The organism is Clostridium felsineum DSM 794, assembly GCF_002006355.2.
GTDB lineage: Bacteria > Bacillota > Clostridia > Clostridiales > Clostridiaceae > Clostridium_S > Clostridium_S felsineum.
Window position 1 is genome coordinate 1,998,207 of record NZ_CP096980.1, and the last position, 25,867, is coordinate 2,024,073.

Genomic DNA, 25,867 nt, shown 5'->3' on the forward strand with positions numbered 1-25,867 from the left:
GTCATTTGTACAGCTTTTCTTTTAATATACAGCTAAACTTTTAACAAGGTGTTAGGCTTTATTTTTATGTTTTGATATTGGGTAGAAGCGTTAGAGATTATAGGTTGTTTTATTAGACTACAATTTATTATAAAAATTAGCATGGTCATATTCGGGTCACATTTTTAGTTTATATTATATATACACTATATAACAAGGAGGATGTTAGTACCATGAATAACATAAAAATGGAAGTAAGATATTATACACAATCAGGAAATACAAAAAAAATAGCGGATACAATTGCAGAAGCTTTAGATTTAAAAGCTTTTTCTATAAAAACACCTATTAATAAAAAGGTGGACCTATTATTTTTAGGTGCATCAGTATATTGGGGCGGTATTAATAAAAATATGAAGAAATTTATAGATAATATGCCTGCTGAAAATATAGGAAGAGTTGCTATATTTAGTACCTCAGCTATGAAGGAGAATGCATACACAGAAATTAAAAAAAGAATTGAAAAGAGAGGAATTAAAGTAGAGGAAAGAGATTATTACTGCAAAGGAAGTTTTAAAATCTTTAATAAAAATAAACCGGATATAGAAGACTTGCAAAGAGCAGCAAACTTTGCCAAAAGCTTTCTTTAACTAAGGGGTGCTTTGTATTATGAAAAATTTTAATTTAGAAAGTTATTTAAGTGACGGTGTACAGAAAATTGTTAAAAGGATAATAAAGTCAACTTTATCCAATCCAAAGGAAAGCTTATTTATGGCTAAATATTCTGCAGCAAGCAAAAATGCTATAAAATTGCGAGCTGCAGCAGCTAAAAAAGGGGAACATGTTCCACCATTTTTAATTGCAAGTATTACAAGTAAGTGTAATCTTCATTGCAAGGGATGTTATGCGAGACATGTTAACTCTTGCACAGACGAAGAAACAGTGAATCAGCTTAAAGATGAGGATTGGAGGAAAATATTTCATGAGGCAAATAACATGGGGGTTGGATTTATATTGTTATTAGGTGGAGAACCACTTATGCGTCCTAATGTTATAAAAATGGCAGGCGAAATTCAGGATATACTATTTCCTATATTTACAAATGGAACTATGATAAATGAGGAATATATTAAATTATTTAAGAAGTATCGAAATTTGATTCCTATTTTTAGTATAGAGGGTAATGAAAATAATACAGATGATAGACGTGGTAAAGGCATTTTTACTAAAATAATTAAAAAAATGAATGAAATTTATGAAAATAATATTATATATGGAGCATCAATTACTGTTACTAAAGATAATTTGAAAGAGGTAACATCACAGAAGTTTTTAGATGAACTCTATAATAAAGGTTGCAAGTCTGTAATTTATGTTGAGTATGTTCCTGTAAGTGAGGATACAAAAAAGTTGGCACTAAATGATGAACGAGAATTTTTAGAAGAGAAATTAGTACAAATTAGAAATAAATATAAGGACATGCTTTTTGTATCCTTTCCAGGAGATGAAAAGAGTTCAGGAGGATGTCTTGCTGCTGGAAGAGGTTTTTTTCATATTAATTATAATGGTGGTGTAGAGCCATGTCCATTTTCACCATATTCCGATACTAATTTGAAAAACACACCTCTAAAGGAAGCGATAAATTCACCTTTATTTAAGAAACTAAGAAGTAATAGTATGCTTATAGAGGAGCATTCAGGCGGTTGTGTACTATTTGAAAAAGAAGAAGTAGTACAATCACTTTTACAAAAGGAGTGATTTAGTGTTTTCAATACTAGTAGTAGAAGATGACGAAACGCTAAATAAATTAATTTGTGCCAAACTAAAAAAGGAAGATTTCAATGTTTTTAAAGCATTTGATGGAGGTGAAGCATTAAATGTTTTAGATAAGGAACATATAGACTTGATAATCAGTGATATTATGATGCCTAATATAGACGGCTATGAACTTACAAAGGAACTTAGAGATGCTTCATATACACTACCAATTTTAATGATAACAGCAAAAAATCAAATGGAGGATATGGAAAAAGGATTTCTTTTAGGATCTGATGATTACATGATAAAGCCTATTAACTTAAAAGAAATGATTCTTAGAGTTAATGCTTTGCTTAGAAGGGCCAAAATAGCGAATGAAAGAAAGATATTTGTAGGAAATATTGTATTAGATTATGATGCACTAACAGTTAAAACAAAAGATGAATTATATGAGCTCCCTAAAAAGGAATTTTATCTTCTATTTAAGCTATTAAGTTATCCTAATAAAATTTTTACTCGTCAAGAGTTAATGGATGAAATATGGGGAATGGACATAGAAATTGATGAAAGAACAGTGGATTCTCATATAAAAAAACTTAGAAGAAAGTTTAACCATGTAAGGGAGTTTGAAATAGTAACTGTAAGAGGATTAGGATATAAAGTGAGGAAGGATGTATGAGAAATAAAATAAAGACATCTGTAAGATTAAAGAATTCACTGGCATCTATTGTTACCTTATGTATTGGATGTTTTTTATCATCTATTATAGTTATTTCTGGTTTTGTACTCTTTTTTCATGAAAATATGTCAATAGGTTTAGTTTACATTATGGTTCTGATTACCTGTGTACTTTCAATGATAATAGGAAGTGTACTTTTGTGGTATACTTCTAAATTTATTACAGAGCCAATTATAAAATTAAGCGAGGGAGTAAGAAAAGTCTCAGACGGTGATTTTTCAATTGTAATTAATAATAGTAGCCAGGATGAAATAGGTTGTCTTGTGGATAATTTCAATAAAATGACCAAAGAGTTAAATAGTATGGATTATATGAGAAGAGATTTTATGAGCAATGTGTCACATGAAGTAAAAACTCCTGTAGCAGCTATTACTGGATTTGCAGAAATGCTTGAGGAAGGGGGATTATCTAAAGAAGATGAAAAAGAGTATCTATCACTCTTATATAAAGAATCATTTAGATTAAGTAGACTTTGTGATAATATGCTTAATATGTCAAGGCTTGATAATCAACAAATACTTAATAATAAGAAGGAATTTTATGTAGATGAACAAATTAGGCGTTGTATAATACTACTAGAAGAAAAATGGGTGGAAAAACGTATTAATTATAAATTGAAACTTAACAAGTGTAAAGTAGTGAGCGACTATGATTTTTTATATCAAGTATGGATAAATATAATTGATAATGCAATAAAGTTTTCTCAAAACTGTGGTGTTATCAGTATTTCAGCAAATTATGATGAAAATAAAAGGGTAGTAATAAAAATAAAGGATTATGGAACTGGAATTGAAAAAAACAAAATTTCAAAGATTTTCGATAAGTTTTACATGGGAGATAAATCACGAAAAAAAGAAGGAAATGGATTAGGACTATCCATTGTAAAGAGAATCATTGAGCTAATAGGGGGAGAAATTATTTGTAACAGCAAAGAAAATGAGGGAACTGAGTTTATAATTATAATATAAACAACTGCAAAGAAGAAATTAATAAAAGGCTAAGAGACCAGATAATTACATTCTGGTCTTTTAATTTTAATAAATTTATCTAAAGATATGTAGGAACGGGCTGATTAACCTCGTTATACATAGATGATATTGTATTTTGTTCGTTTCTATCAGCTGGAGATAAAGGATAGAAGCCTTTTTGGACCATCCACTGCCATACATCGTAAGCGTGATTACAACTCATTGTAAATGCATCCTTTAAAAATTCTCTTATTTCAGGGTTACTCATTTCCATGGCACTCCAAGCATATTCTCTACCAGCCCTTTTTAAGGTTAGGAGGTATGCTGTTGCTATTTCTCTATCATTCATTTGTTGTACATCAGTTCTAGGAGCAATTGGTGGAAAAGAGTTAGATGGTGATGATGTAAAGTTCTGAAGCATTACATTTAAATTAGGAACATTTAATTTTTGGTTTGTTCCTTCAGCTTTCTTTAAGAACTCAACCTTCATGTTATAGTCTTGTATATGAGCTGGAAAGTGAGTGTCTAAAATATTTTTTAAATCCTGATCTTGAACAATGCTTTTAAACATAGCCATATTAGTTATTGAGTTTACACAGCTGACTATTAGCTCATGTAGATCGTATAATTCGTGTGAAGCTAATTGCATTTAAATCCCTCCAATATTATATATTTATTAGTTATTCAATAAATACTTTTCCTCCCAAAAGTATATTTTATTCAGATTAATTAAAATATATTGTAAAATTTTAGATTTTAATAATTTGAATATTTTAAGAAGTAAAGAATATATGTTGTTTCATTCTTTAAAAGTAACAAAATTTTGAGATAAGAATATTATGTTACAGTGAGTAAACATTAGGAATGAAAGTAAATACGATGTACGAAGATAATGATATATATGACAATGATACAAATATAAACTATTCTAGAAAACAAAATTGTATTCCTCAGGAAACTGTAATAAGAAATGTGAGCTTAGCAGCAGCATATGTTCCTTTCCAAAGAATGTGTAATATTCTTCCACCATTAGAGGGACTTAAAAGGGGAACTATTTTTATAGAACTTTATAGTCCATATGGGCGCAAAAAAAGAGAGGGAAATTATTAAATTAATTAAAGGAGATATTCTTATGGAAATGGAAATGAATAAAATGGGTAAGATGGAGCTTTTGAAGCAAATTATGGCAGTAGATTTTGCTGTAATAGATTTGAGTTTGTATCTTAATACTCATCCAGGTGATAAAGAAGCCATTGCTAAGCACAATGATCTTGTAACTCAGTCTCATATGCTTAAAGGACAATATCAAAAATATTATGGTATGCTAACGGCTACTAATAGTTTCAGCCCTTATCCTTGGCAGTGGATAAATGAACCATGGCCTTGGGAATATGATGCGAATTTTAGGCTTTAGAATTATAAAGAGGAGAGATAATAAATGTGGATATATGAGAAAAAACTAGAGCATCCAGTGAAAATTAAAAATCCTAATGCTCAGTTAGCGAAAGTAATCATAACCCAATACGGTGGTCCAGATGGTGAGTTGGCTGCATCTATTAGATACTTAAGCCAAAGATTTTCTATGGTTACACCCCAAGCAATAGCAACCTTAAATGATATTGGTACTGAGGAATTAGCACATCTTGAGATAGTAGGTTCAATAGTTCGTCAATTATCAAGAGGACTTAGTGTTGAAGAACTTAAAAAAAGTGGATTAGATGCATATTTTGCAGATCATGATTCAGGTATTTATCCAGCAAGTGCGGCAGGAAATCCATTTACAGCGGCATATATACAATCAAAAGGAGATCCTATAACAGACCTTTATGAAGATTTAGCAGCAGAACAAAAGGCAAGATCAACTTATGAATATTTAATTACACTTTGTGATGATCCAGATGTAATTGAACCACTTAAATTTTTAAGAGAAAGGGAAGTAGTTCATTTTCAGAGATTTGGAGAGGCTTTGAGAATAGTTCAAGATTATCTTAAGGAGCCTAAGCTTGCTGTAATTCAAAAACCAGATTGCATGAAAAAATAGGTGATAAAAAAGAGGCAGTATCATTAAACGATATGCCTCTTAATTGTATAATAGAGTTTACGTGCAAAGGACAAATTATTTTAATTTAGCAGTGGAATTTCTAATAACAAGCTCAGGTTCATAAAGAATAGAATCACTAGCTTCAAAATGATTATTATTATTTATTAAAGATATAATTAAGTTAACTGCATCTTTACCCATTTGTTCCTTTGGATGGGTTATTGTAGTTAAGTTTGGCTGCAGTATTACAGCAAGACTAGAATCATCAAAACCAACTATGGATAATTCTTCAGGAACTTTAATATTTAATTTGTCAGCAATAGTAAGAACTATATAAGCTATTTCGTCATTATAGCAGAAAATTCCACTAGGCCTTTTTTCTGATTTTAATGCATATTCTATTTTATCAGGAAGGGATGAAGTGATTTCCTCAGATAGATATGTTAAAATTTGACCAGAAAAGGGAGGAATATTATTTTCCTGACATTCTGAAATAAAACCGTTCATTCTATTTATTCCCTGTGAATCATCTGCTTTAAAAATACCCATTATTCGTGTATGACCTAAAGAGATAAGGTGATTTGTTGCTATTTTACCACCCTTAAAGTCATCTACCTTTAGACTAGGAACGCTTAATTCAGGATAGGAAGCATTTAGGGTCACAATTGGAATGTTTTTGGAGATTATATTATTTAAATAACCTATATTTGGACTTTGGTACGCACTTTTAGTTGGTTCTAAAATAAGACCATCGACTTTATGTGCTAATAAATTTTTTAAATTACTATTTTCAAACATAACATTGTTATTTGTTGAAGATAGTAAAAGTGAGTAGGATTCAGAATAAAGTGTGTCTTCCATACCTTTAATTATATCAGGAAAGATATAATTGGATATGTGGGTTGTTAGTACAGCGACATTTTTAGTGCTTTTAAGATATTCTCTATTCTCCGTCCAGTCAGAAATATATATACCACTTCCTTGAATCCTATATACATATTGCCTAGCTACAAGATCACCGATAGCTTTTCTTATGGTATGTCTACTTACATTAAACATTTCCATAAGTTCAGATTCAGTTGGAATCTTTTCGTGGGGTTCGTATTTGCCGTTTGTAGCCCAATCTATAATTTTGTCTTCTACTTCTTCATATTTATGCTTCATTGTTTTCTCCTAAAAAATAATTGTTTTTTATAGGAACATTATATCAAAAATATACCTATTTCACAACAACGTTGATTTTTATTTATACGCATGAATTTTAAAAGGACTAATTTTTACAATAAAGATGCATTATAGTTAAATTTATAACTGAGACAATGAAATGCATATTAATTATAAGGTTTTCAGTAATGTAGTTATGGATTTTTTAAATAAATTTATACGTATAAAAATAAAATGTATTGACATTTATAAGTACAAATAATATTATATAAATATAATCGTTTTCTAAAAGATTAAGATATAAAACAAAGCAAGGATAGAGAAACAAATAGTTATTAATTATTATATCCAATTATTAAAAAGTAAGTACTAATATTTATTTTAACATTTCAGTAAACGTTTTATGAATTAAAGCTAAAATGAGCATGTTTCAAGAAATTGTGTATAAATACATTATAAAAAGAATGTAAAGTTCTTAAAGGTAATGTAGTTTAAAAAATTAAAGATTAGGGAGGAGTACTTTATGTTAGAAGCTTTAAAACAGGAAGTATTAGAAGCAAATCTTATGTTACCTAAATATGGTTTGGTTGTATTCACTTGGGGAAACGTTAGTGGTATTGACAGAGAAAAAGGTCTTATAGTAATAAAGCCAAGTGGAGTAGAGTACGATCAAATGAAGGCAAGTGATATGGTAGTTGTAGATTTAAATGGAAAGGTTGTAGAGGGAAACTTAAATCCTTCCAGTGATACCCCAACTCATATAGTTTTATATAAGGAATTTCCTGATATAAAAGGAATTGTGCATACACACTCACCTTGGGCTACATCTTTTGCACAAGCGGGAGTTGCTATTCCAGCAGCTGGTACTACTCATGGTGATTATTTTTATGGCAATATTCCTGTAACAAAGGCAATGACAAAAGAAGAAATAGCTACAGATTACGAAAAGCAAACAGGAGATGTCATAGTAAGAACTTTTAAGGAAAATAAAATTAATCCAAATGAAGTACCAGCCGTACTTGTGAATGATCATGCACCTTTTACTTGGGGAACTGATCCTAAAAATGCAGTGCACAATTCAGTTGTATTAGAAGAGGTTGCTAAAATGACTTATCATTCGCTGCAGCTTAATCCTCATAATATTGAAATGAGCCAAGATTTATTAGACAAGCATTTCAAAAGAAAACACGGTGCAAATGCATATTATGGTCAAAAAACAAAGTAAGAAAAGAGGACATAAAATGTTGATAAATAAAAAGTTAGAATTTTGGTTTGTAGTAGGAAGTCAAAATTTATATGGTGAAGAAGCTTTAGCTGAGGTAAAAAAAGATTCAGAAGAAATTGTAGATTGTTTAAATAAAAGTGGAAAATTGCCTTATACTATCGTATTTAAAGCTTTGGCTACATCAGCAGATGAAATTAAAAATATAGTTAAGGAAGTAAATTACAATGATGAAGTAGCAGGAGTTATTACTTGGATGCATACTTTCTCTCCTGCAAAAATGTGGATAGCAGGAACAAAACTTTTACAAAAACCATTACTTCATTTGGCAACACAATTTAATGAAAATATCCCATGGAAAACTATAGATATGGATTATATGAATTTACATCAAAGTGCCCATGGTGATAGGGAATATGGTTTTATTAACGCCAGATTAAATAAGAATAATAAAGTTGTTGTAGGATATTGGAAAGATGATGAAGTTCAAAAGGAAATTGCACAGTGGATGCAGATAGCTTATGGATATGTTGCAAGTGAAGGCATAAAGGTTGCAAGATTTGGCGATAATATGCGTAACGTGGCTGTAACAGAAGGAGACAAGGTAGAAGCTCAAATTCAATTTGGATGGACAGTAGATTACTTTGGTATAGGCGATTTAGTAGCTGAAATGGACAAGGTTTCACAAAAGGATATAGATGCTACTTATGAAGAGTTTAAAGATATTTATATATTAGATATAGAGGATAATGATCCTAAGTTCTATGAAGAGCATGTAAAAGAACAAATCAAGATAGAGATAGGTCTACGTAATTTCTTAGAAGCTGGTAACTATACAGCATTTACAACAAATTTTGAGGATCTATATGGAATGAAGCAATTACCTGGACTTGCAGTTCAACGTTTAAATGCAGAAGGTTATGGTTTTGCAGGTGAAGGAGATTGGAAAACAGCAGCACTTGATCGTTTAATTAAAATCATGACAGATAATAAAAAGACAGGATTTATGGAAGATTACACTTATGAACTAAGTGCTGGTAACGAAAGAATACTCGGAGCACATATGCTTGAGGTTGATCCAACCCTTGCTGCTAGTAAACCAAGAGTTGTAGTTAAGCCACTTGGAATTGGTGACAAAGAAGCTCCTGCTCGTTTAATATTTGATGGAGTTGTAGGTGATGGAGTAGTTGTATCTATGCTTGATTTAGGAACTCATTATCGTTTACTTATTAATGAAGTAAAGGCAGTTAAACCTACAGAAGATGCACCTAATTTGCCTGTAGCTAAATTAGTATGGCAGCCACAACCAAACTTTAAGGATGCTGTTAAAGCGTGGATTTATGCTGGAGGTGGACATCATACTGTTGCTACTTTGGAGTTAACAGTTGATCAAGTTTATGATTGGAGCCGTATGGTAGGATTAGAAGCTATAGTAATCGATCATAACACAAATTTAAGAGATATTATAAGAGAAACTTCAAGATAATAATTATTTTAGTAGATTAACAACTATGAAGTTAAGCGTAATAACTTCATAGTTGATTAAATAAATGTAAATTTATACGTACAAATAAATTAAAATATATTGACATGTGCGTACAAATATTTTACTATAATTATAGTACATATAATATTTGGTTTAAGTCTTTAATTAAAATTATAAACAAGGAATCTAAAAATGTGTCATAAAATCACACTAAATGATTTCATAATTATAAATTAGGAGGAATATTATGCAAAGTATAATAGAAAAACATAAGAATAAAGGGGAAATTACACCTGAGTACTTAAAAAAAATTGATGCTTATTGGCGTGCAGCTAATTTTATATCTGTAGGTCAGTTATATTTGCTAGACAATCCATTACTTAGAGAACCTTTAAAACCAGAACATTTGAAGAGAAAGGTTGTTGGACACTGGGGTACTATTCCTGGTCAAAACTTTATATATGCTCATTTAAATCGTGTTATTAAAAAATATGATTTAGATATGATTTATGTTTCTGGACCAGGTCATGGTGGACAAGTAATGGTTTCTAATTCTTATTTAGATGGAACTTATAGTGAAGTTTATCCTAATGTTAGCCGTGATTTAAATGGACTTAAAAAATTATGTAAGCAATTTTCTTTTCCAGGTGGAATTTCTAGCCATATGGCACCTGAAACACCTGGTTCAATAAATGAGGGCGGTGAATTAGGTTATTCTTTAGCTCATTCTTTTGGTGCTGTCTTTGACAATCCAGATTTAATTACTGCTTGTGTTGTTGGAGATGGAGAGGCAGAAACAGGACCTCTTGCAACTTCTTGGCAAGCGAATAAATTCTTGAATCCCGTTACTGATGGAGCAGTACTCCCTATTTTACATTTAAATGGATATAAAATCAGTAATCCTACTGTATTATCTCGTATTCCAAAGGATGAATTAGAGAAATTCTTTGAAGGAAATGGTTGGAAACCTTATTTTGTAGAAGGCGAAGATCCTGAAGTAATGCATAAATTAATGGCAGAGACTTTAGATATAGTTACAGAAGAAATTTTGAGTATTCAAAAAAATGCTCGTGAAAATAAAGATTGTTCACGTCCAAAGTGGCCAATGATAGTATTACGTACACCAAAGGGTTGGACAGGTCCTAAGTTTGTAGATGGTGTTCCAAACGAAGGCTCTTTCCGTGCGCATCAAGTACCACTTGCAGTTGATAGATATCATACGGAACATATAGATTTATTGGAACAATGGCTTAAAAGTTATAAACCAGAAGAATTATTCGATGAAAATTATAGATTAGTACCAGAACTTGAAGAGTTAACTCCAAAGGGACCTAAGAGAATGGCAGCAAATCTTCATGCTAACGGCGGTTTATTATTACGTGAATTACGTACACCTGATTTCCGTGATTATGCTGTAGATGTTCCTACACCAGGTAGCGTAGTTAAGCAAGATATGATTGAACTTGGAAAATATGTGCGTGATGTTGTTAAATTAAACGAAGATACTCGTAATTTCCGTATTTTTGGACCAGATGAAACTATGTCTAATAGATTATGGGCAGTTTTTGAAGGTACTAAACGTCAATGGTTATCAGAAATTAAGGAGCCAAATGATGAATTTTTAGCAAATGATGGACGTATTGTAGATTCAATGCTAAGTGAGCATTTATGTGAAGGATGGTTAGAAGGCTATCTTTTAACAGGTCGTCATGGATTCTTTGCAAGTTATGAAGCTTTCCTTCGTATTGTAGATTCTATGATTACTCAACATGGTAAATGGTTAAAGGTTACATCTGAGCTTCCTTGGAGAAAAGATATTGCTTCTTTAAATTTAATAGCAACATCTAACGTATGGCAGCAAGATCATAATGGATATACTCATCAAGATCCAGGTTTATTAGGTCATATAGTAGATAAAAAACCTGAAATAGTTAGAGCATATTTACCAGCAGATGCAAATACACTATTAGCTGTATTTGATAAATGTCTTCACACTAAACATAAAATTAATTTACTAGTAACCTCTAAACACCCAAGACAACAATGGTTAACAATGGATCAAGCTGTTAAGCATGTAGAACAAGGAATAAGTATTTGGGATTGGGCAAGTAATGATAAAGGACAAGAACCAGATGTAGTTATAGCTTCTTGTGGAGATACTCCAACGTTAGAAGCTTTGGCAGCTGTTACAATTTTACATGAACATTTACCAGAATTAAAGGTTCGTTTTGTAAATGTAGTAGATATGATGAAATTATTACCAGAAAATGAACATCCTCATGGTTTAAGTGACAAGGATTATAATGCATTATTTACAACTGATAAGCCTGTAATATTTGCATTCCATGGCTTTGCCCATTTAATAAATCAATTGACATACCATCGTGAAAATAGAAATTTACATGTACATGGTTACATGGAAGAAGGAACTATTACAACACCATTTGATATGCGTGTTCAAAATAAATTAGATCGTTTCAATCTTGTAAAAGATGTAGTTGAGAATTTACCTCAGCTTGGAAATCGTGGTGCACATCTTGTTCAATTAATGAATGATAAATTGGTAGAGCATAACCAATACATTCGTGAGGTTGGAGAGGATTTACCTGAAATATCCAACTGGCAGTGGCATGTATAAACATTAATAAATTGGCTGTTATACTAAGAGATTAGTATAACAGTTACATTATAAAAGGTAAAAAAGATAAAATAGGTACGTACCATTTTAAAAAAAACGTTGACATGTACGTACAAAAGTAGTATATTTAATATAAAGAGTTACTTAAATATTTCGGGAAGGGGTTTTAAAATTGACTATAGAAGAAAAAAGAGTACAAGAAATTAAAAATGGTGAAACATCACTTGGAATAGAATTTGGATCTACTCGAATTAAAGCTGTCTTAATTGCAAACGATTTCTCCATACTTGCTAGTGGAAGCTTTGAATGGGAGACTAGTTTAGAAAATGGAGTTTGGACATATTCTTTAGATGAAATTTGGAAAGGGTTACAATACAGTTATCAAAAGCTTTTTGCTGAGGTAAAAGAAAAATATGGAGTAGTACTTTCTACCATTGGTTCAATTGGTTTTTCAGCAATGATGCATGGATATATGGCTTTTGATAATAAAGGAGAACTTCTTGTTCCATTCAGAACTTGGCGTAATACAATGACTGAAGAAGCAGCTAAAAAGTTAACAGACTTATTTAAGTTTAATATTCCTGAAAGATGGAGTATAGCTCATTTATATCAAGCTATTCTTCGTGATGAACCCCATATTGAAAAACTTGATTTTTTAACTACTTTAGCTGGTTACATTCATTGGCAGCTAACAGGTGAAAAGGTTTTAGGTATTGGAGACGCTTCAGGTATGTTCCCAATTGATATGAATACACATAACTATGATAAAAATATGTTAGAAACTTTTAAGCATTTACCAGAAGTTGAAAAACATTCTTTAGATTTAGAAAAATTATTACCAAAGGTTTTATTAGCAGGAGAAAATGCTGGAGTGTTAACCTTAGAAGGAGCAAAGAAGCTTGATGTAAGTGGAAACCTTAAGCCAGGTATTCCGTTGTGTCCACCAGAAGGTGATGCGGGTACAGGTATGGTTGCTACAAATTCAGTGGCACCACGTACAGGAAATGTTTCAGCAGGTACATCAATTTTTGCTATGGTTGTTCTTGAGAAACCTCTTAATAAGGTTCATCCAGAGATAGATATAGTAACAACCCCTTCGGGTGATTTGGTTGCAATGGCTCATGCAAATAATGGATGTTCAGATTTAGAGGCTTGGGTTAATATTTTTCAGCAGTTCACTGAAGCTATAAATGTAACTATGAAGAAGGATCTTCTTTATATGGCATTATATACTCAAGCTTTTCAGGGTGACGCTGATTGTGGAGGAGTTTTGGCTTACAACTATTTTGCAGGTGAAAATATTACAGGTGTTTCAGAAGGAAGACCTATGGTTGTAAGAAAAGCAAAAAGCAATTTTAATCTACCAAACTTTATGAGAGCACATTTATTTACTTCTTTAGGTGCATTAAAAATTGGTATGGATATTCTATTGAAAGATGAGGCTGTTAAGCTTGATAAATTACTTGGACATGGTGGATTATTTAAAACACCTATTGTTGGTCAAGCAGCAGTGGCAGGTGCAGTAAATGCTCCTGTATCAGTTATGGAAACTGCAGGTGAAGGTGGAGCTTGGGGAATTGCAATACTAGCTAATTACTTAAAGAATAACGAGGATAAAACTACTTTGGCAGAATTCTTATCAAAGCATGTTTTTGCAGGTTATGTAGCAGAAGAAGTACAACCTGATCCAAAGGATGTTAAAGGTTTTGAACAATTTATTGAAAGATATAAAAAAGGAATTCCTATACAACAAGCAGCAGTAGAACATTTAATTTAAGAGTAAAGCTTAGAAAATGATCAGAATTAAATCTTTATTACCTTAACAGATAGTCAAGATTTAATCTGATTGTTAAAAATATATATTAAATAATTGCTGAAAGGATTGATGTTATTAGAAGGTAAGATAAGAGTTTATCATTAATGTAACCGTTTTAAAACAATTGTGGTAGTCTAATTCAATAGTATTATTTAATTACAAATTGAGGAGGAATATAAAATGAATAAAAAAATATCTCCAGCACTAATTTATTTCTTTGGAGCCTTCGGTGGATTCATGTTTGGATATGATATTGGAATAATTAATGGTGCTTTACCTGGAATTAATGCAACGTGGCATGTAAGTTCTTGGTTAGAAGGATTTATCACTTCTGGATTGTTTGTTGGAGCTATGATAGGAGCGTCATTAATGGCGTCACTAGCCGATAGATTTGGTCGTCGTAGAATGATTATGTGGAGTGCTATAGTATTTGCGATTGGTGCATTAGGTTCGGCAGTTTCTACTAGTACTAATTTTTTAATCGGTGCTCGTGTTATTTTAGGAGTAGCTGTAGGTGGTGCTTCTGCTTTAGTTCCAATGTATATGGGTGAAATTAGCCCAGCTGAAACACGTGGAAAACTATCTGGTTTAAATCAATTAATGATAACTGTTGGAATGCTTTTCTCATATGGTGTAAATTTTGCGTTTGCTGGTGCATTTGAAGGATGGCGTTGGATGCTTGGAGGAGCTATGGTTCCAGCTATGGTTCTTTTAATAGGAACATTCATACTTCCAGAATCACCAAGATTCTTAGCTAGAATAGGAAAAACAGAGTTAGCAAAACAAGTACTTCAGACTTTACGTTCAAAAGAAGAAGCTGAAATTGAATATCAAGAGATTGTTAATTCAAAACATACTGAATCAGGTTCTTTTGGAGATTTATTTGCAAAACAAGCACTACCAGCTGTAATTGCAGGCTGTGGTTTAACACTACTTCAACAAATTCAAGGTGCAAACACTATTTTCTACTATTCATCACAAATTTTATCCAATGTTTTTGGATCATCAAATGGTGGAACTATTAGTACTGTTGGAATTGGTGTGGTTCTAGTATTGGCAACTATTGTAACTTTAATGGTTGTAGACAAATTCAAACGTCGTACATTATTTATGACTGGTTCTATTGGAATGGGTTTATCGCTTCTATTAGTTGGATTAATTTATCCATATTCTGAAGCTAAACATGCATGGGCAACTTGGTTAGTATTCTTCTTCATATGTCTATACGTTGTTTTCTATGCATACTCTTGGGCAGCTACTACATGGATTGTTGTTGGAGAATTATTCCCAAGTAATGTTAGAGGACTTGCAACAGGTATTGCATCAGCAGTGAACTGGTTTGGTAACATTTTAGTTGCTTTATTCTTCCCAGTATTACTTGAAACTGTAGGTTTATCTGTAATCTTCTTCGGTTTTGCTGCAATTTGTGTAATAGGCTTCTTATTTGCAAAGTATGTTCTTTATGAAACAAAAGGAAAATCTCTAGAAGAAATCGAGACATATTTGTACAATCGTTCTATTGGAAAAATTAGAGGATTAAATGAGTAGTTTATAAATGTTTTTTAGAATAAATAAAAATAGATAAGGGGAGATATATCATGTTAGAAAATAAAAAAATGGAATTTTGGTTTGTAGTAGGAAGTCAACATCTATATGGTGAAGATGCTTTAAAAGAGGTAAGAAAAAATTCACAGACAATTGTAGATGAATTAAATAAAAGTGCTAAGCTTCCATATAAAATAATATTTAAAGATTTAGCAACTTCTGCTGATAAAATAAAAGAAATAATGAAGGAAGTTAACTATAGAGATGAGGTAGCAGGAGTTATAACTTGGATGCATACGTTTTCTCCAGCTAAAATGTGGATAGCAGGTACAAAGATATTACAAAAACCTTTACTTCATTTTGCAACTCAATATAATGAAAATATTCCATGGAAAACAATAGATATGGATTATATGAATTTACATCAAAGTGCTCATGGTGATAGAGAGTATGGATTTATTAATGCAAGACTTAAAAAGCATAATAAAGTTGTTGTAGGATATTGGAAGGATAAAGAAGTTCAAAAACAAGTTTCAGATTGGATGAAGGTTGCTGCAGGCTATATTGCAAGTGAAAGCATAAAAGTTGCACGTTTTGGTGATAACATGCGTAATGTTGCAGTTACAGAGGGAGATAAAGTAGAAGCTCAAATTCAATTTGGATGGACAGTAGATTACTTTGGTATAGGTGATTTAGTTGCTGAAATGGACAAAGTAAGCCAAGATGAAATAAATAAAACTTATGAAGAGTTCAAAGATCTATATATTTTAGATCCAGGCGAAAATGATCCTGCTTTCTATGAGAAGCAAGTTAAAGAGCAAATTAAAATTGAAATAGGCTTAAGAAGCTTCTTAGAAAAAGGAAATTATAATGCATTTACAACAAACTTTGAAGATCTTTATGGAATGAAACAGTTACCTGGACTTGCAGTACAACGTTTAAATGCAGAAGGATATGGTTTTGCAGGTGAAGGAGACTGGAAAACTGCAGCTTTAGATAGATTATTAAAGGTTATGACTAATAACACTAAAACAGGTTTTATGGAAGATTACACATATGAACTTAGTCGTGGAAATGAGAAGGCATTAGGAGCTCATATGCTTGAAGTTGATCCAACCTTCGCTTCAGATAAGCCAAAAGTTGTTGTTAAACCACTAGGAATTGGAGATAAAGAAGATCCAGCGCGTTTAATATTCAATGGTTCAACAGGAAAAGGTGTAGCAGTTTCAATGCTTGATTTAGGAACTCATTATCGTTTAATAATAAATGGACTTACAGCTGTAGAGCCTGATGAAGATATGCCAAATTTACCAGTTGCTAAAATGGTATGGAAACCAGAACCAAACTTCATTGAAGGAGTTAAAGCTTGGATTTATGCAGGCGGCGGACATCATACAGTTGTTACACTAGAATTAACAGTAGAACAAGTTTATGATTGGAGTCGTATGGTAGGCTTAGAAGCTGTAATAATAGATAAAGATACTAAATTAAGAGACATAATTAATATGGCAACAAAATAAAAAACTGTAAATAAAGTTAAATGTAATTAATGGAATCTAAACTTAGGTGTAGGGTTCCATTAATACGCATTTAATTTCTAATTTTTATTATAAATTATAGTAATTAAGAGGGCTTTGTTTTGAATAAGTATTAAGAAGAGAGCTTATTTGAATAAAGCTTAAAATATAGGAGGCATTAACAATGAAACTTTTTATAGATACAGCTAATGTAGAAGAGATAAGAGAAGCAAATAACATGGGGATAATATGTGGAGTAACAACAAATCCTTCACTGGTAGCAAAAGAAGGAAGAGATTTTAATGAAGTTATAAAAGAAATAACATCTATTGTGGATGGACCTATAAGTGGAGAAGTTATTTCACTTAAGGCTGAAGGAATGATAAAAGAAGGAAGAGAGATTGCAAAAATTCATAAAAATATGGTAGTAAAAATACCAATGACCGAAGAAGGCTTAAAGGCTGTAAAAGTATTATCAAGTGAGGGTATAAAAACTAATGTAACCCTTATTTTTTCAGCAGGTCAAGCTCTTTTAGCAGCTAGAGCAGGAGCTACCTTTGTTAGTCCTTTCTTAGGAAGACTTGATGACATAGGCGCTGATTCTATGGGATTAATAAAGTCAATTGTTAATATATTTTCAATTCATAACATAAAGACAGAAATAATAGCAGCTAGCATAAGAGGACCTAAACATGTAATTGATGCAGCTGAGGCAGGAGCACATATAGGAACAATTCCATATAAGGTTTTAAAGCAATTAGTAAAGCATCCTTTGACTGATTCAGGAATAGAAAGATTTATGAAGGATTGGGAAGAAGCTTTTAATAAATAATAAAGGAGAATACTTAAATGAATATAGATAATTTAGCTATAAATACCATAAGAATTCTTTCTGCAGAAGCTATACAAAAGGCAAAGTCTGGCCATCCAGGTTTACCTATGGGATGTGCACCAATGGCATATACACTTTGGAGTAGACATTTAAAACATAATCCTAATAATACAAAATGGAAGGATAGGGATAGATTTGTACTTTCGGCAGGTCATGGTTCTATGCTTCTATATTCATTACTCAATATATTTGGATACAATGTAAGTATCGAAGAAATAAAAAGCTTTAGACAATTTAAAAGTAAAACTCCAGGACATCCAGAGTATGAATGGACTGAGGGAGTTGAAACTACAACAGGACCTTTGGGACAAGGAATATGCAATGCTGTAGGAATGGCATTAGCAGAAACTTATCTATCTAATAAATTCAATAAGAAGAATTACAATGTTATAGATCACTATACCTATGCACTTGTGGGTGATGGTTGTCTTATGGAGGGAATATCAGGAGAAGCAAGTTCACTTGCAGGCACGCTACAGCTTGGGAAATTGATAGTTTTATATGATTCAAATAATATATCAATAGAGGGAAGCACAGATATAGCCTTTAGAGAAAATGTAGCTTTAAGATATGAGGCTTATGGCTGGCAGGTTCTTAAGGTAGAGGATGGAACAAACATAGAAAAGATAGACTTGGCAGTAAAGGAAGCTAAGACAGAAAAAAATAAACCTACCATAATAATAGTTAAAAATATTATAGGATATGGATGCCCATCAAAGCAAGGAAAATCATCTGCTCATGGAGAGCCTTTAGGTGATGAAAATTTAAAGCTTACAAAAAAAGCATTGAATTGGAATTATGAGCCTTTTACTGTTCCAGAAGAGGTGAGAGCATATACTGAAGAGTTTAAAGAAAGAGCTCAAAAGGAAGAAGATAAATGGAATAGTATGTTCGAAGAGTACAAAAAGGAATATCCAGAGCTTTATAAGGAGTGGAAAGTTTGGTTTAGTGAAAAAACACCAACTGAACTTTTGAATAATGAGGATTTTTGGAAGTTTGATAAGGCTATGGCAACAAGACAATCTTCTGGAGTTATAATAAATAGACTAGGAAAGCTTATTCCAAACTTAATAGGAGGTTCTGCTGATCTATCGCCATCCAATAAGACTTACATGGAGGGCAGAGGAGATTTTTCGGCTGAAAATAGAAGTGGAGCTAACATGCATTTTGGAGTTAGAGAGCATGCAATGGCAGCTATAGCAAACGGAATGTATTTGCACGGTGGACTTAAAGTTTTTGTAGGAACTTTCTTTGTGTTTAGCGATTATATGAAGGGAGCTATGAGACTTTCAGCTGTAATGAAACTTCCAATAACTTATGTTTTGACTCATGACAGTATTGGTGTAGGGGAAGATGGACCAACTCATGAACCAATTGAACAATTAGCAGCCTTAAGAGCTATGCCTAACATGACTGTATTTAGACCAGCGGATTCAAATGAGACGGCAGCAGCTTGGTATAGTGCATTAAATTCTAAAACTGGTCCAACGGCTTTAGTTTTAACAAGACAAACTCTTCCTTTGTATAAGACTTCAGGAAAAAATGCATTAAAGGGTGGCTACATTTTAAAGCATTCTAAAAATAAAGAAAATCCAGATGTAATACTTATGGCTTCCGGTTCAGAGGTTGAACTTATTTTAAAGGCAGCAAAAGAACTTGAGGATGAAAATATAGATGCAAGGGTTATTAGTATGCCTTCCTTTGAAGTGTTTGAGAAGCAAAGTGAAGAGTATAAGAAATCTATACTTCCAAGTAAGGTTAGAGCAAGAGTTGCAGTAGAAGCAGCATCAACTTTTGGTTGGCATAAATATGTTGGACTTGATGGTGAAGTAATTGGTATGGAAAGCTTTGGTGCATCAGGAAAAGCAGAGATTTTATTTAAGGAATTTGGTTTTACTATAGAAAATGTAGTTGGAAAAGTTAAAAAAGTTTTGGAAAGTTTAAAATAAAAGGTGGTAGTAAATATGATTGAAAAGAGTGTTTATGGAAACCTAGAAGGAAAAGAAATTTATAAGTATACTATAAGTAATAAAAATGGCATGAAGTTCTCCTGTATTTCTCATGGTGCGACTTTAACAGAAATATTGGCTTTGGATAAAAACAAAAAGCCAGTAAATGTTTTAGTTAAGCTTGATGATTTAGATTCCTATGTTAAAGACACAAAAATGTTTTCAGGTGCAGCAATTGGAAGAGTAGCAGGACGTATTGATAATGGACAATTTGAAATAAAGAACAAGAAATATGCACTTGAAGCTAATGAAGGAAAAAATGTTCTTCATGGGGGTAAATACGGTTTTAACTCATATATATGGGAAAGTAAAGTTTCTGAAGAGAAAAACAGTGTGACTTTTTATAAAACAATTAATGAAGGAAAAGGTGGATTTTCAGGAGAACTTAAGGCTGAAATAACATATTCTTTAAATGATAACAATGATTTGAATATTTATTTTAGTGGATTATCAGATGAAGATACTCTCTTTAATCCAACAGTGCATTCCTATTTTAATTTAAGTGGAAATTTAGATAATTTACTTAAAAACCATAGGCTTAAAATTAATGCAGATTATGTTGCAGAAACTAGACAAGATAATGTACCAACAGGAAAACTTAAAAAAGTTAAGGCAACAGAATTTGATTTTTTAGAAGCTAGAGATTTAATGGATTCCATAGATAAGGTTAAGAAAGAATATAATTTAGAAGGAATAGATCATCCTTTTAAACTTAAGTCTGAAAAAGCAGCAACTTTAAGTAGTGTTGATACAGGAATAGAGCTTTCTATAGAATCAGATCGTAATGCGTTGATTCTATATACTTTGAATTTTCCATGCGAAGATCTTAAGCTAAATGGTAAGAATATACCTAAATACGGTGCAGTAGCACTAGAACCACAAACTCTCCCAGATGCAATTAATCATAGTAATTTTGGTGATATATTGCTTCTTAAGGATGAAAGAAAAACTTATAATATAAAATATCATTTTTCAGTAATTTAAAAAACAGCTTTTCATTATATGTTATTAAAGTATAGTGAAAAGCTGTTTTTACGTATTTATAGTTATAACTTCCTATTTAGTAAAATAGTGATATAATAAAAAAGGACTAATACTAGAATACAATTTATGACAATTAGAAGGAAGGATATAAGGATGGATAATAAAAAATTAGCTTATTTGTTTTTAGTTATTACTACTAGTGCATGGGGAAGCTTATATGTAGTAAGTAAATTTGTGCTAAACACTATGCCGCCAATTACGGTTTTATTTTTTAGGTATGTTATAGCTGCCATAGTACTTTTTATAATACTTAAAAGAAGGAAAAAAGATAAAATTGCAAAGGAAGATTACAAGTATATTTTTTGTATTGGTTTTATAGGATATTTTGTTTCTATTGCAGCTCAAATGATAGGAACAAAGCTTGCTAATGCATCTACTGCTTCAATTATAAATGCAATGAATCCTGTATTTATAATTATGTTCGCAGTGCCAATACTAAAGGAAAAGGTTACAATTAATAAGGTTATTGCAGTAGCAGCATCAATTGTAGGTGCATATATAATTGTTGGAGGAGGAAAAGGTGGAGCATTACTTGGAATTTTATTTTCAGTTATATCAGTAATTATGTGGTCTTTAATGTCAGTACTTGTACGTAGAGTAACACAGAAATATGATGCGGTAACAATTACTACCTATGCTATTATAATTGCAATGATATTCTCACTGCCAGCATCAATAGTTGAACTTAGTACTACTAAGCATATTGCTTTTACAGCTATTAATATAGTATGTCTTTTTTATATGGGAATCATTTGTACAGCTATTCCTCATTTATTATGGAATAAAAGTCTTTCAATGATTGAAGCGGGAAAGTGCTCTCTTTTTTATCCTTTGCAGCCAGTTGTAGCTGCATTTTTAGGCTTTGTTTTCTTAGATGAGATTATAAATAGAAGATTTATAATTGGATCAGTATTAATTATAAGTGGCATTTTATTTAGTATTTTCTCTGATAACAAGAATTTAAAAAGAAATAATAACAAAGAGGTTAAAAAAGTCTCATAATATGTCAAAAAGAAAGCACTATTTTTAAATTGTAGTACTTTCTTTTTTATAAAAACTAAATTTTATTTTGTACCTTGCATTTTTAAATATTTATCTGCATCACTAGGTACTACAAGTTCATAAGGTACGAAAATATTTTTATCTATTTTCTCTCCCTTAACTAATTTATAAGCAGCTTTTAAAGCTTCTGAACCTTGTCCTGATGCATTTTGAAATACTGTAACCTTAAGACTACCTTCCTTAAGAAACTTTAAAGCATCAGGTGTAGCATCAACACCTCCAACAAAAACATTATTTATTAAGTTATGATTTTTTAATGCCATTATTGCACCAATTGCCATTTCATCATTATTAGCTAAGACAGCATCAAATTTAGTGCTGTTTTTAATCCAGTTCTCTGTAATTTGCATTCCGAGGGTTCTTTTCCAGTCACCATTTTCTTCAGCTACTATCTTTATATTAGGGTAATTTTGTAAAACTTGTTTGATTCCTTCTGTTCTTTTGATAGCAGCTTCGTGAGTTGCTTCTCCTTTTAAAATAACTACGTTACCCTTGCCATTAAGCTGTTTTGCGGCATATTCAGCTTCCATAATACCAGAAGTTATGGAATCAGAACCTACATATGCTTCAGCATCATTTTGATTTTTTAAAAAGGTATTGGCACTTATTATTGGAACACCTGAATCCTTTGCTATTTGAGTGTAGTCACCAGATTGTTCAGTGTCAACAGGCAAAACTATTATGGCATTACATTTTTGAGCTACCAAATTGGAGATTTGAGCCTTTTGTCTTGCAGGATCACCTTTAGCATTTACAATAACTAAATCAGTATCAGTTAAGCTTTGGGCATCTTTTTTTATAGCACTTATTACTCTATTTCTAAAATTATCATCTGAAGCAGGAATGGAGAGTCCTATTCTATATTTTTTACTTTTATAAACTATTGCCTGTTTTGAGGAGCATGCTGTAAACAAAAAGCATGTAGCTATCATAAGTAAAATTAAAATATGGCTAGTCTTTTTCATGGAAAATCCTCCTAAACTTTAAACTCATTTATCAAAGTTTTTAATTCATTAGACATTTTGGATAAAACAGTGGTAGTAGAGAAAATTTCCTCAACACTAGCAGTTTGTTCTTCTACAGCAGCAGCAACATCATGATTTGATTCAGAAGAACTTTTGGCAATTTTTTCTATATCAAGGCTCATTCTTTCTACATTAGAAATTTCCTTTACAATACCTTCGATTTCCATTGATATTTCCTTCATTTGTTTGTCCACATCACTGCTAGTGTTTAGTATATCATTAAATGCTTGTTTTGCAGTTTCTGCGATTGAAGTACTTTCTTTTATTTCTTGTACACCAGAGATCATATTTTTTGATAATGTATTTGATTTTTCTTGTATTTCTAGTAACATATTTGTTATTTCTACAGTAGCATTTTGTGAATCTTCAGCCAGTTTCTTAACTTCATCAGCTACAACTGCAAAGCCTTTACCATTTTCTCCAGCACGAGCTGCTTCAATAGCAGAGTTTAAAGCTAATAAATTAGTTTGTGAGGCTATTTCTGTGATGGTATCAACTACTGTCTTGATTTCATTAGATCGTTGATTTAAAAGTTCTGCAATAGATTGCACAGGGACTATTTTACTTTCTACAATTTTTATTTGTTCGATTACCTTCTTTAATTTTTCATTTCCGAGTACAGCTGCATTTGTTGCGGCATCAGAAGTACTTAAAACTTTATAGGCATTTTCACTAATTCTTTTATTAGCCTTAAATAGATCATTTACTACAGAAACGGTTTTCTCAGCTTGATCTGCTTGGATTAATGCTCCTTCAGACAATTCTTGAACTGATACTGCAATTTGTTCAAGTGCTTTTGAACTTTGCTCTGTATTTGTTTGAAGATTATATGCAGCATCTGTTACGTTACTGCTCTCATTATTAATTCTGTTTATTAAATGTCTAAGATTACCTTTCATCTTATTAAAAGCCTCTGCAAGTACACCTAATTCGTCAGAAGATTTTATATCTATATCAGCTAATGCTAGATCATTTTCGGCTATAGAGGTTGCATAATTAACTAATTTTTTAATAGTGCTAACTATGGTATTTATTAAGTAAGTGGCTACAGTAAAGCTTAATATACTTATTGATATTATAAGAAGTATAATTACGATACCAATAACGCTTGCAGTTTTAAGTAGAGCTATTTTTTCGGTTCTTTGATCTGTAAGTTGATTTGTAACTAAATCCTGTATACTATCATTTGAGGAGTTTAAAGTTAAAGAAATTACTTTAAAGCTTTTCATAGCTTGTTCTGCATTTCCGGATTTATTAGCCTCAATTAATTTATTGAGATTTTCTTCGTAAGTAGACATAATTCTTTCAATAACATCTACTGATTTCATACTATTTAGGCTTGTAGTATTTTCTTTAATGAAGTTAATGTTGTTTTTTACAGTCCTTAAAGTTTTTAAGGCGGCATTGTTGGACTTATCATCTTTATTCAATACAACGTTATTAACTTCACTGGTTGAAGTATCAACTAATGAAAAAATCTCATTGGATTTTACGGTTACTTCAATCATGGTATCTAATCTGTTCATTAAATTTTTCATGATTGCAAAGGTTCCTATACTGAGAAAGGTCATAGGAATAATAATACCTGCAAGAATAGTAATTAGCTTTACTCTTAAGCTTCGATTACGTATATTGCCCTGAATATTTTTATGCATAATTCAATCCTCCTGGAATAAAATTGATTATTTTATAATTACAAGCATTAAATAATATAAAAGTTACTAACAGGTTTATCGTAATATACATAATAGATTTAACGACACAAATTATGGCAGATCAGTTCTGCTATTGTATACATAAAATACACTACTAATGATATAAATTAATTAATATGTTGTAGAATTTATTCAAATGTTATAATATAAATTTAGGTAAAAGAATACAGGAGGAGTGTAATGAAAAAGAGTATACATGATAAACTTTTAGAGATAACAGAGGAAGAAAGAAAAATTTTAGATGAGAAAGTTTTTAAAGTAGATAAGAGTATTTATACAAATGAGAATAAGTTTATCATTGATAGTAATATGCTTCTTCCTAAAGGCGAATTAATTGATATTAGAAAGCATACTAGATTTATTGATTTTCCAGAACATAATCATAATTACATAGAAGTTAGCTATGTGTATCAGGGAGAACTAAGAGAAAGCATAGATGGAAAAAGTATTACTCTTAAAAGGGGAGAAATTATTTTTTTAAATCAATTTATAACCCATAGAATTGAGGCGGCAAAAGAAGAGGATATAATAATCAATTTTATAATTAAACCTGAGTTTTTTGATTATGTATTAACTTTTTTAGATAATGAAAATGTAATAAGTAAGTTTTTGGTTACAACCTTATATAAAGAATATAACAAGGGGGAATACCTGTATTTTAAAGTAGCAGATCAAGAAGAAATTCAAAAGCTTTTAGAAAAAATCATAATAGAATTGTATTCACCATCGGTTATGAGTAAATCGGCTATAAAGCTTATGGTTGGTCTACTTTTAATTGAACTTATGCGAAATTCTCAATATATGGATAGCTATTCTTCCAATAATTATGAAAAAAAGATTATGATAGATATTTTTAAATATATAGAAGAAAATTATAAGGACGCTGTATTGAGTGATATTTGTGAAAAGTTTAAACAGCCTCATTACAAATTAAGTAGACTAATAAAAAGATATACAGGCATGACCTTTAAAGAACTTTTACAGGAAAAAAGATTAACTAAAGCTGTAGAATTTCTTGAATTCAGTAATTATTCAATATTGGATATTATTGATGCCATAGGATATGAAAATCCAACATATTTCTATAAAATATTTGAACAAAAATATGGAGTTACTCCTAAAAAATATAGGGATGAAATGTGATTAATTTTTAATTTGCATAAAATTAAATAAAAAAATAAGGATAGAAGCTGTATTGCTATAAGTTAGTAATACAGCTTTTTTACGTAATAAGGTAAAAATACACT

At 31.3% G+C, this 25,867-nt stretch carries 22 protein-coding genes; 18 read left to right on the forward strand and 4 right to left on the reverse strand.

What is annotated here, in order from left to right:
- Positions 1–212 precede the first annotated feature (212 nt).
- The 4 genes from CLFE_RS09420 to CLFE_RS09435 are packed head-to-tail and all read left to right on the forward strand — an operon-like array spanning position 213 to position 3,444.
- Positions 213–629, forward strand: a complete 417-nt coding sequence (locus CLFE_RS09420; protein WP_077895300.1) for a flavodoxin family protein — start codon at positions 213–215, stop codon at positions 627–629.
- 16 nt (positions 630–645) lie between these two features.
- On the forward strand, positions 646–1,737 hold the full coding sequence (locus CLFE_RS09425) for a radical SAM protein (protein WP_077895304.1): 1,092 nt from the start codon (positions 646–648) through the stop codon (positions 1,735–1,737).
- A 4-nt stretch (positions 1,738–1,741) separates the two neighbouring features.
- Complete coding sequence (locus CLFE_RS09430; protein ID WP_077836173.1) at positions 1,742–2,416, forward strand: response regulator transcription factor; 675 nt, start codon at positions 1,742–1,744, stop codon at positions 2,414–2,416.
- Positions 2,413–3,444 (forward strand): HAMP domain-containing sensor histidine kinase, encoded by a 1,032-nt coding sequence (locus CLFE_RS09435; protein ID WP_077852378.1) that lies wholly within the window; start codon positions 2,413–2,415, stop codon positions 3,442–3,444. Before CLFE_RS09430 ends, CLFE_RS09435 begins: the two co-directional genes overlap by 4 nt.
- A gap of 79 nt (positions 3,445–3,523) precedes the next feature.
- Here the strand turns inward: CLFE_RS09435 and CLFE_RS09440 are convergent, their stop codons facing one another.
- A complete protein-coding gene (locus CLFE_RS09440) occupies positions 3,524–4,093 on the reverse strand; it encodes a spore coat protein (RefSeq protein WP_077895299.1) in 570 nt (189 codons plus the stop codon).
- Between the two features lie 215 nt (positions 4,094–4,308).
- On the opposite strand from CLFE_RS09440, the gene CLFE_RS09445 reads away from it, so the two are divergent.
- The 3 genes from CLFE_RS09445 to CLFE_RS09455 are packed head-to-tail and all read left to right on the forward strand — an operon-like array spanning position 4,309 to position 5,485.
- Entirely contained in the window at positions 4,309–4,554 is a 246-nt protein-coding gene (locus CLFE_RS09445; protein WP_242951723.1) for a spore coat associated protein CotJA, read from the forward strand.
- Between the two features lie 22 nt (positions 4,555–4,576).
- Entirely contained in the window at positions 4,577–4,858 is a 282-nt protein-coding gene (locus CLFE_RS09450) for a spore coat protein CotJB (protein WP_077835588.1), read from the forward strand.
- 24 nt (positions 4,859–4,882) lie between these two features.
- Positions 4,883–5,485, forward strand: a complete 603-nt coding sequence (locus CLFE_RS09455; protein WP_077835587.1) for a manganese catalase family protein — start codon at positions 4,883–4,885, stop codon at positions 5,483–5,485.
- A gap of 75 nt (positions 5,486–5,560) precedes the next feature.
- Here CLFE_RS09455 and CLFE_RS09460 read toward each other — a convergent pair whose 3' ends face one another.
- Entirely contained in the window at positions 5,561–6,649 is a 1,089-nt protein-coding gene (locus CLFE_RS09460; protein ID WP_077895298.1) for a GntR family transcriptional regulator, read from the reverse strand.
- Positions 6,650–7,172: 523 nt separating this feature from the next.
- On the opposite strand from CLFE_RS09460, the gene araD reads away from it, so the two are divergent.
- From araD to CLFE_RS09510, 10 genes are all read left to right on the forward strand, one after another.
- Entirely contained in the window at positions 7,173–7,874 is a 702-nt protein-coding gene (gene araD / locus CLFE_RS09465; protein WP_077835585.1) for an L-ribulose-5-phosphate 4-epimerase, read from the forward strand.
- Positions 7,875–7,890: 16 nt separating this feature from the next.
- Entirely contained in the window at positions 7,891–9,357 is a 1,467-nt protein-coding gene (gene araA, locus CLFE_RS09470) for an L-arabinose isomerase (RefSeq protein WP_077895297.1), read from the forward strand.
- 247 nt (positions 9,358–9,604) lie between these two features.
- The gene (locus CLFE_RS09475) at positions 9,605–11,995 is read left to right on the forward strand and encodes a phosphoketolase family protein (protein ID WP_077895296.1); all 2,391 of its coding nucleotides are present in this window, start codon (positions 9,605–9,607) and stop codon (positions 11,993–11,995) included.
- A 172-nt stretch (positions 11,996–12,167) separates the two neighbouring features.
- Positions 12,168–13,772: a xylulokinase gene (locus CLFE_RS09480; RefSeq protein ID WP_077852945.1), complete on the forward strand. Its 1,605-nt coding sequence runs from the start codon at positions 12,168–12,170 to the stop codon at positions 13,770–13,772.
- A gap of 219 nt (positions 13,773–13,991) precedes the next feature.
- On the forward strand, positions 13,992–15,359 hold the full coding sequence (locus CLFE_RS09485; RefSeq protein WP_077895295.1) for a sugar porter family MFS transporter: 1,368 nt from the start codon (positions 13,992–13,994) through the stop codon (positions 15,357–15,359).
- A 50-nt stretch (positions 15,360–15,409) separates the two neighbouring features.
- Positions 15,410–16,876, forward strand: a complete 1,467-nt coding sequence (gene araA / locus CLFE_RS09490; protein ID WP_077895294.1) for an L-arabinose isomerase — start codon at positions 15,410–15,412, stop codon at positions 16,874–16,876.
- A 181-nt stretch (positions 16,877–17,057) separates the two neighbouring features.
- Positions 17,058–17,705 carry a fructose-6-phosphate aldolase gene (fsa, locus tag CLFE_RS09495; RefSeq protein WP_077835579.1) on the forward strand — a complete coding sequence of 216 codons (648 nt, stop codon included), beginning with the start codon at positions 17,058–17,060 and terminating at the stop codon, positions 17,703–17,705.
- Positions 17,706–17,722: 17 nt separating this feature from the next.
- Entirely contained in the window at positions 17,723–19,714 is a 1,992-nt protein-coding gene (tkt, locus tag CLFE_RS09500; protein ID WP_077895293.1) for a transketolase, read from the forward strand.
- A gap of 15 nt (positions 19,715–19,729) precedes the next feature.
- A complete protein-coding gene (locus CLFE_RS09505) occupies positions 19,730–20,758 on the forward strand; it encodes an aldose epimerase family protein (RefSeq protein ID WP_077895292.1) in 1,029 nt (342 codons plus the stop codon).
- A 153-nt stretch (positions 20,759–20,911) separates the two neighbouring features.
- Entirely contained in the window at positions 20,912–21,820 is a 909-nt protein-coding gene (locus tag CLFE_RS09510) for a DMT family transporter (protein WP_077895291.1), read from the forward strand.
- A 62-nt stretch (positions 21,821–21,882) separates the two neighbouring features.
- On the opposite strand, the gene CLFE_RS09515 is transcribed toward CLFE_RS09510, so the two are convergent.
- Positions 21,883–22,845, reverse strand: a complete 963-nt coding sequence (locus CLFE_RS09515; RefSeq protein ID WP_077895290.1) for a sugar ABC transporter substrate-binding protein — start codon at positions 22,843–22,845, stop codon at positions 21,883–21,885.
- Between the two features lie 11 nt (positions 22,846–22,856).
- Entirely contained in the window at positions 22,857–24,560 is a 1,704-nt protein-coding gene (locus CLFE_RS09520) for a methyl-accepting chemotaxis protein (RefSeq protein WP_077895289.1), read from the reverse strand.
- 240 nt (positions 24,561–24,800) lie between these two features.
- Here CLFE_RS09520 and CLFE_RS09525 point away from each other — a divergent pair, with 240 nt between their 5' ends.
- A complete protein-coding gene (locus tag CLFE_RS09525; protein ID WP_077835462.1) occupies positions 24,801–25,763 on the forward strand; it encodes an AraC family transcriptional regulator in 963 nt (320 codons plus the stop codon).
- The last annotated feature ends 104 nt before the right edge of the window (positions 25,764–25,867 follow it).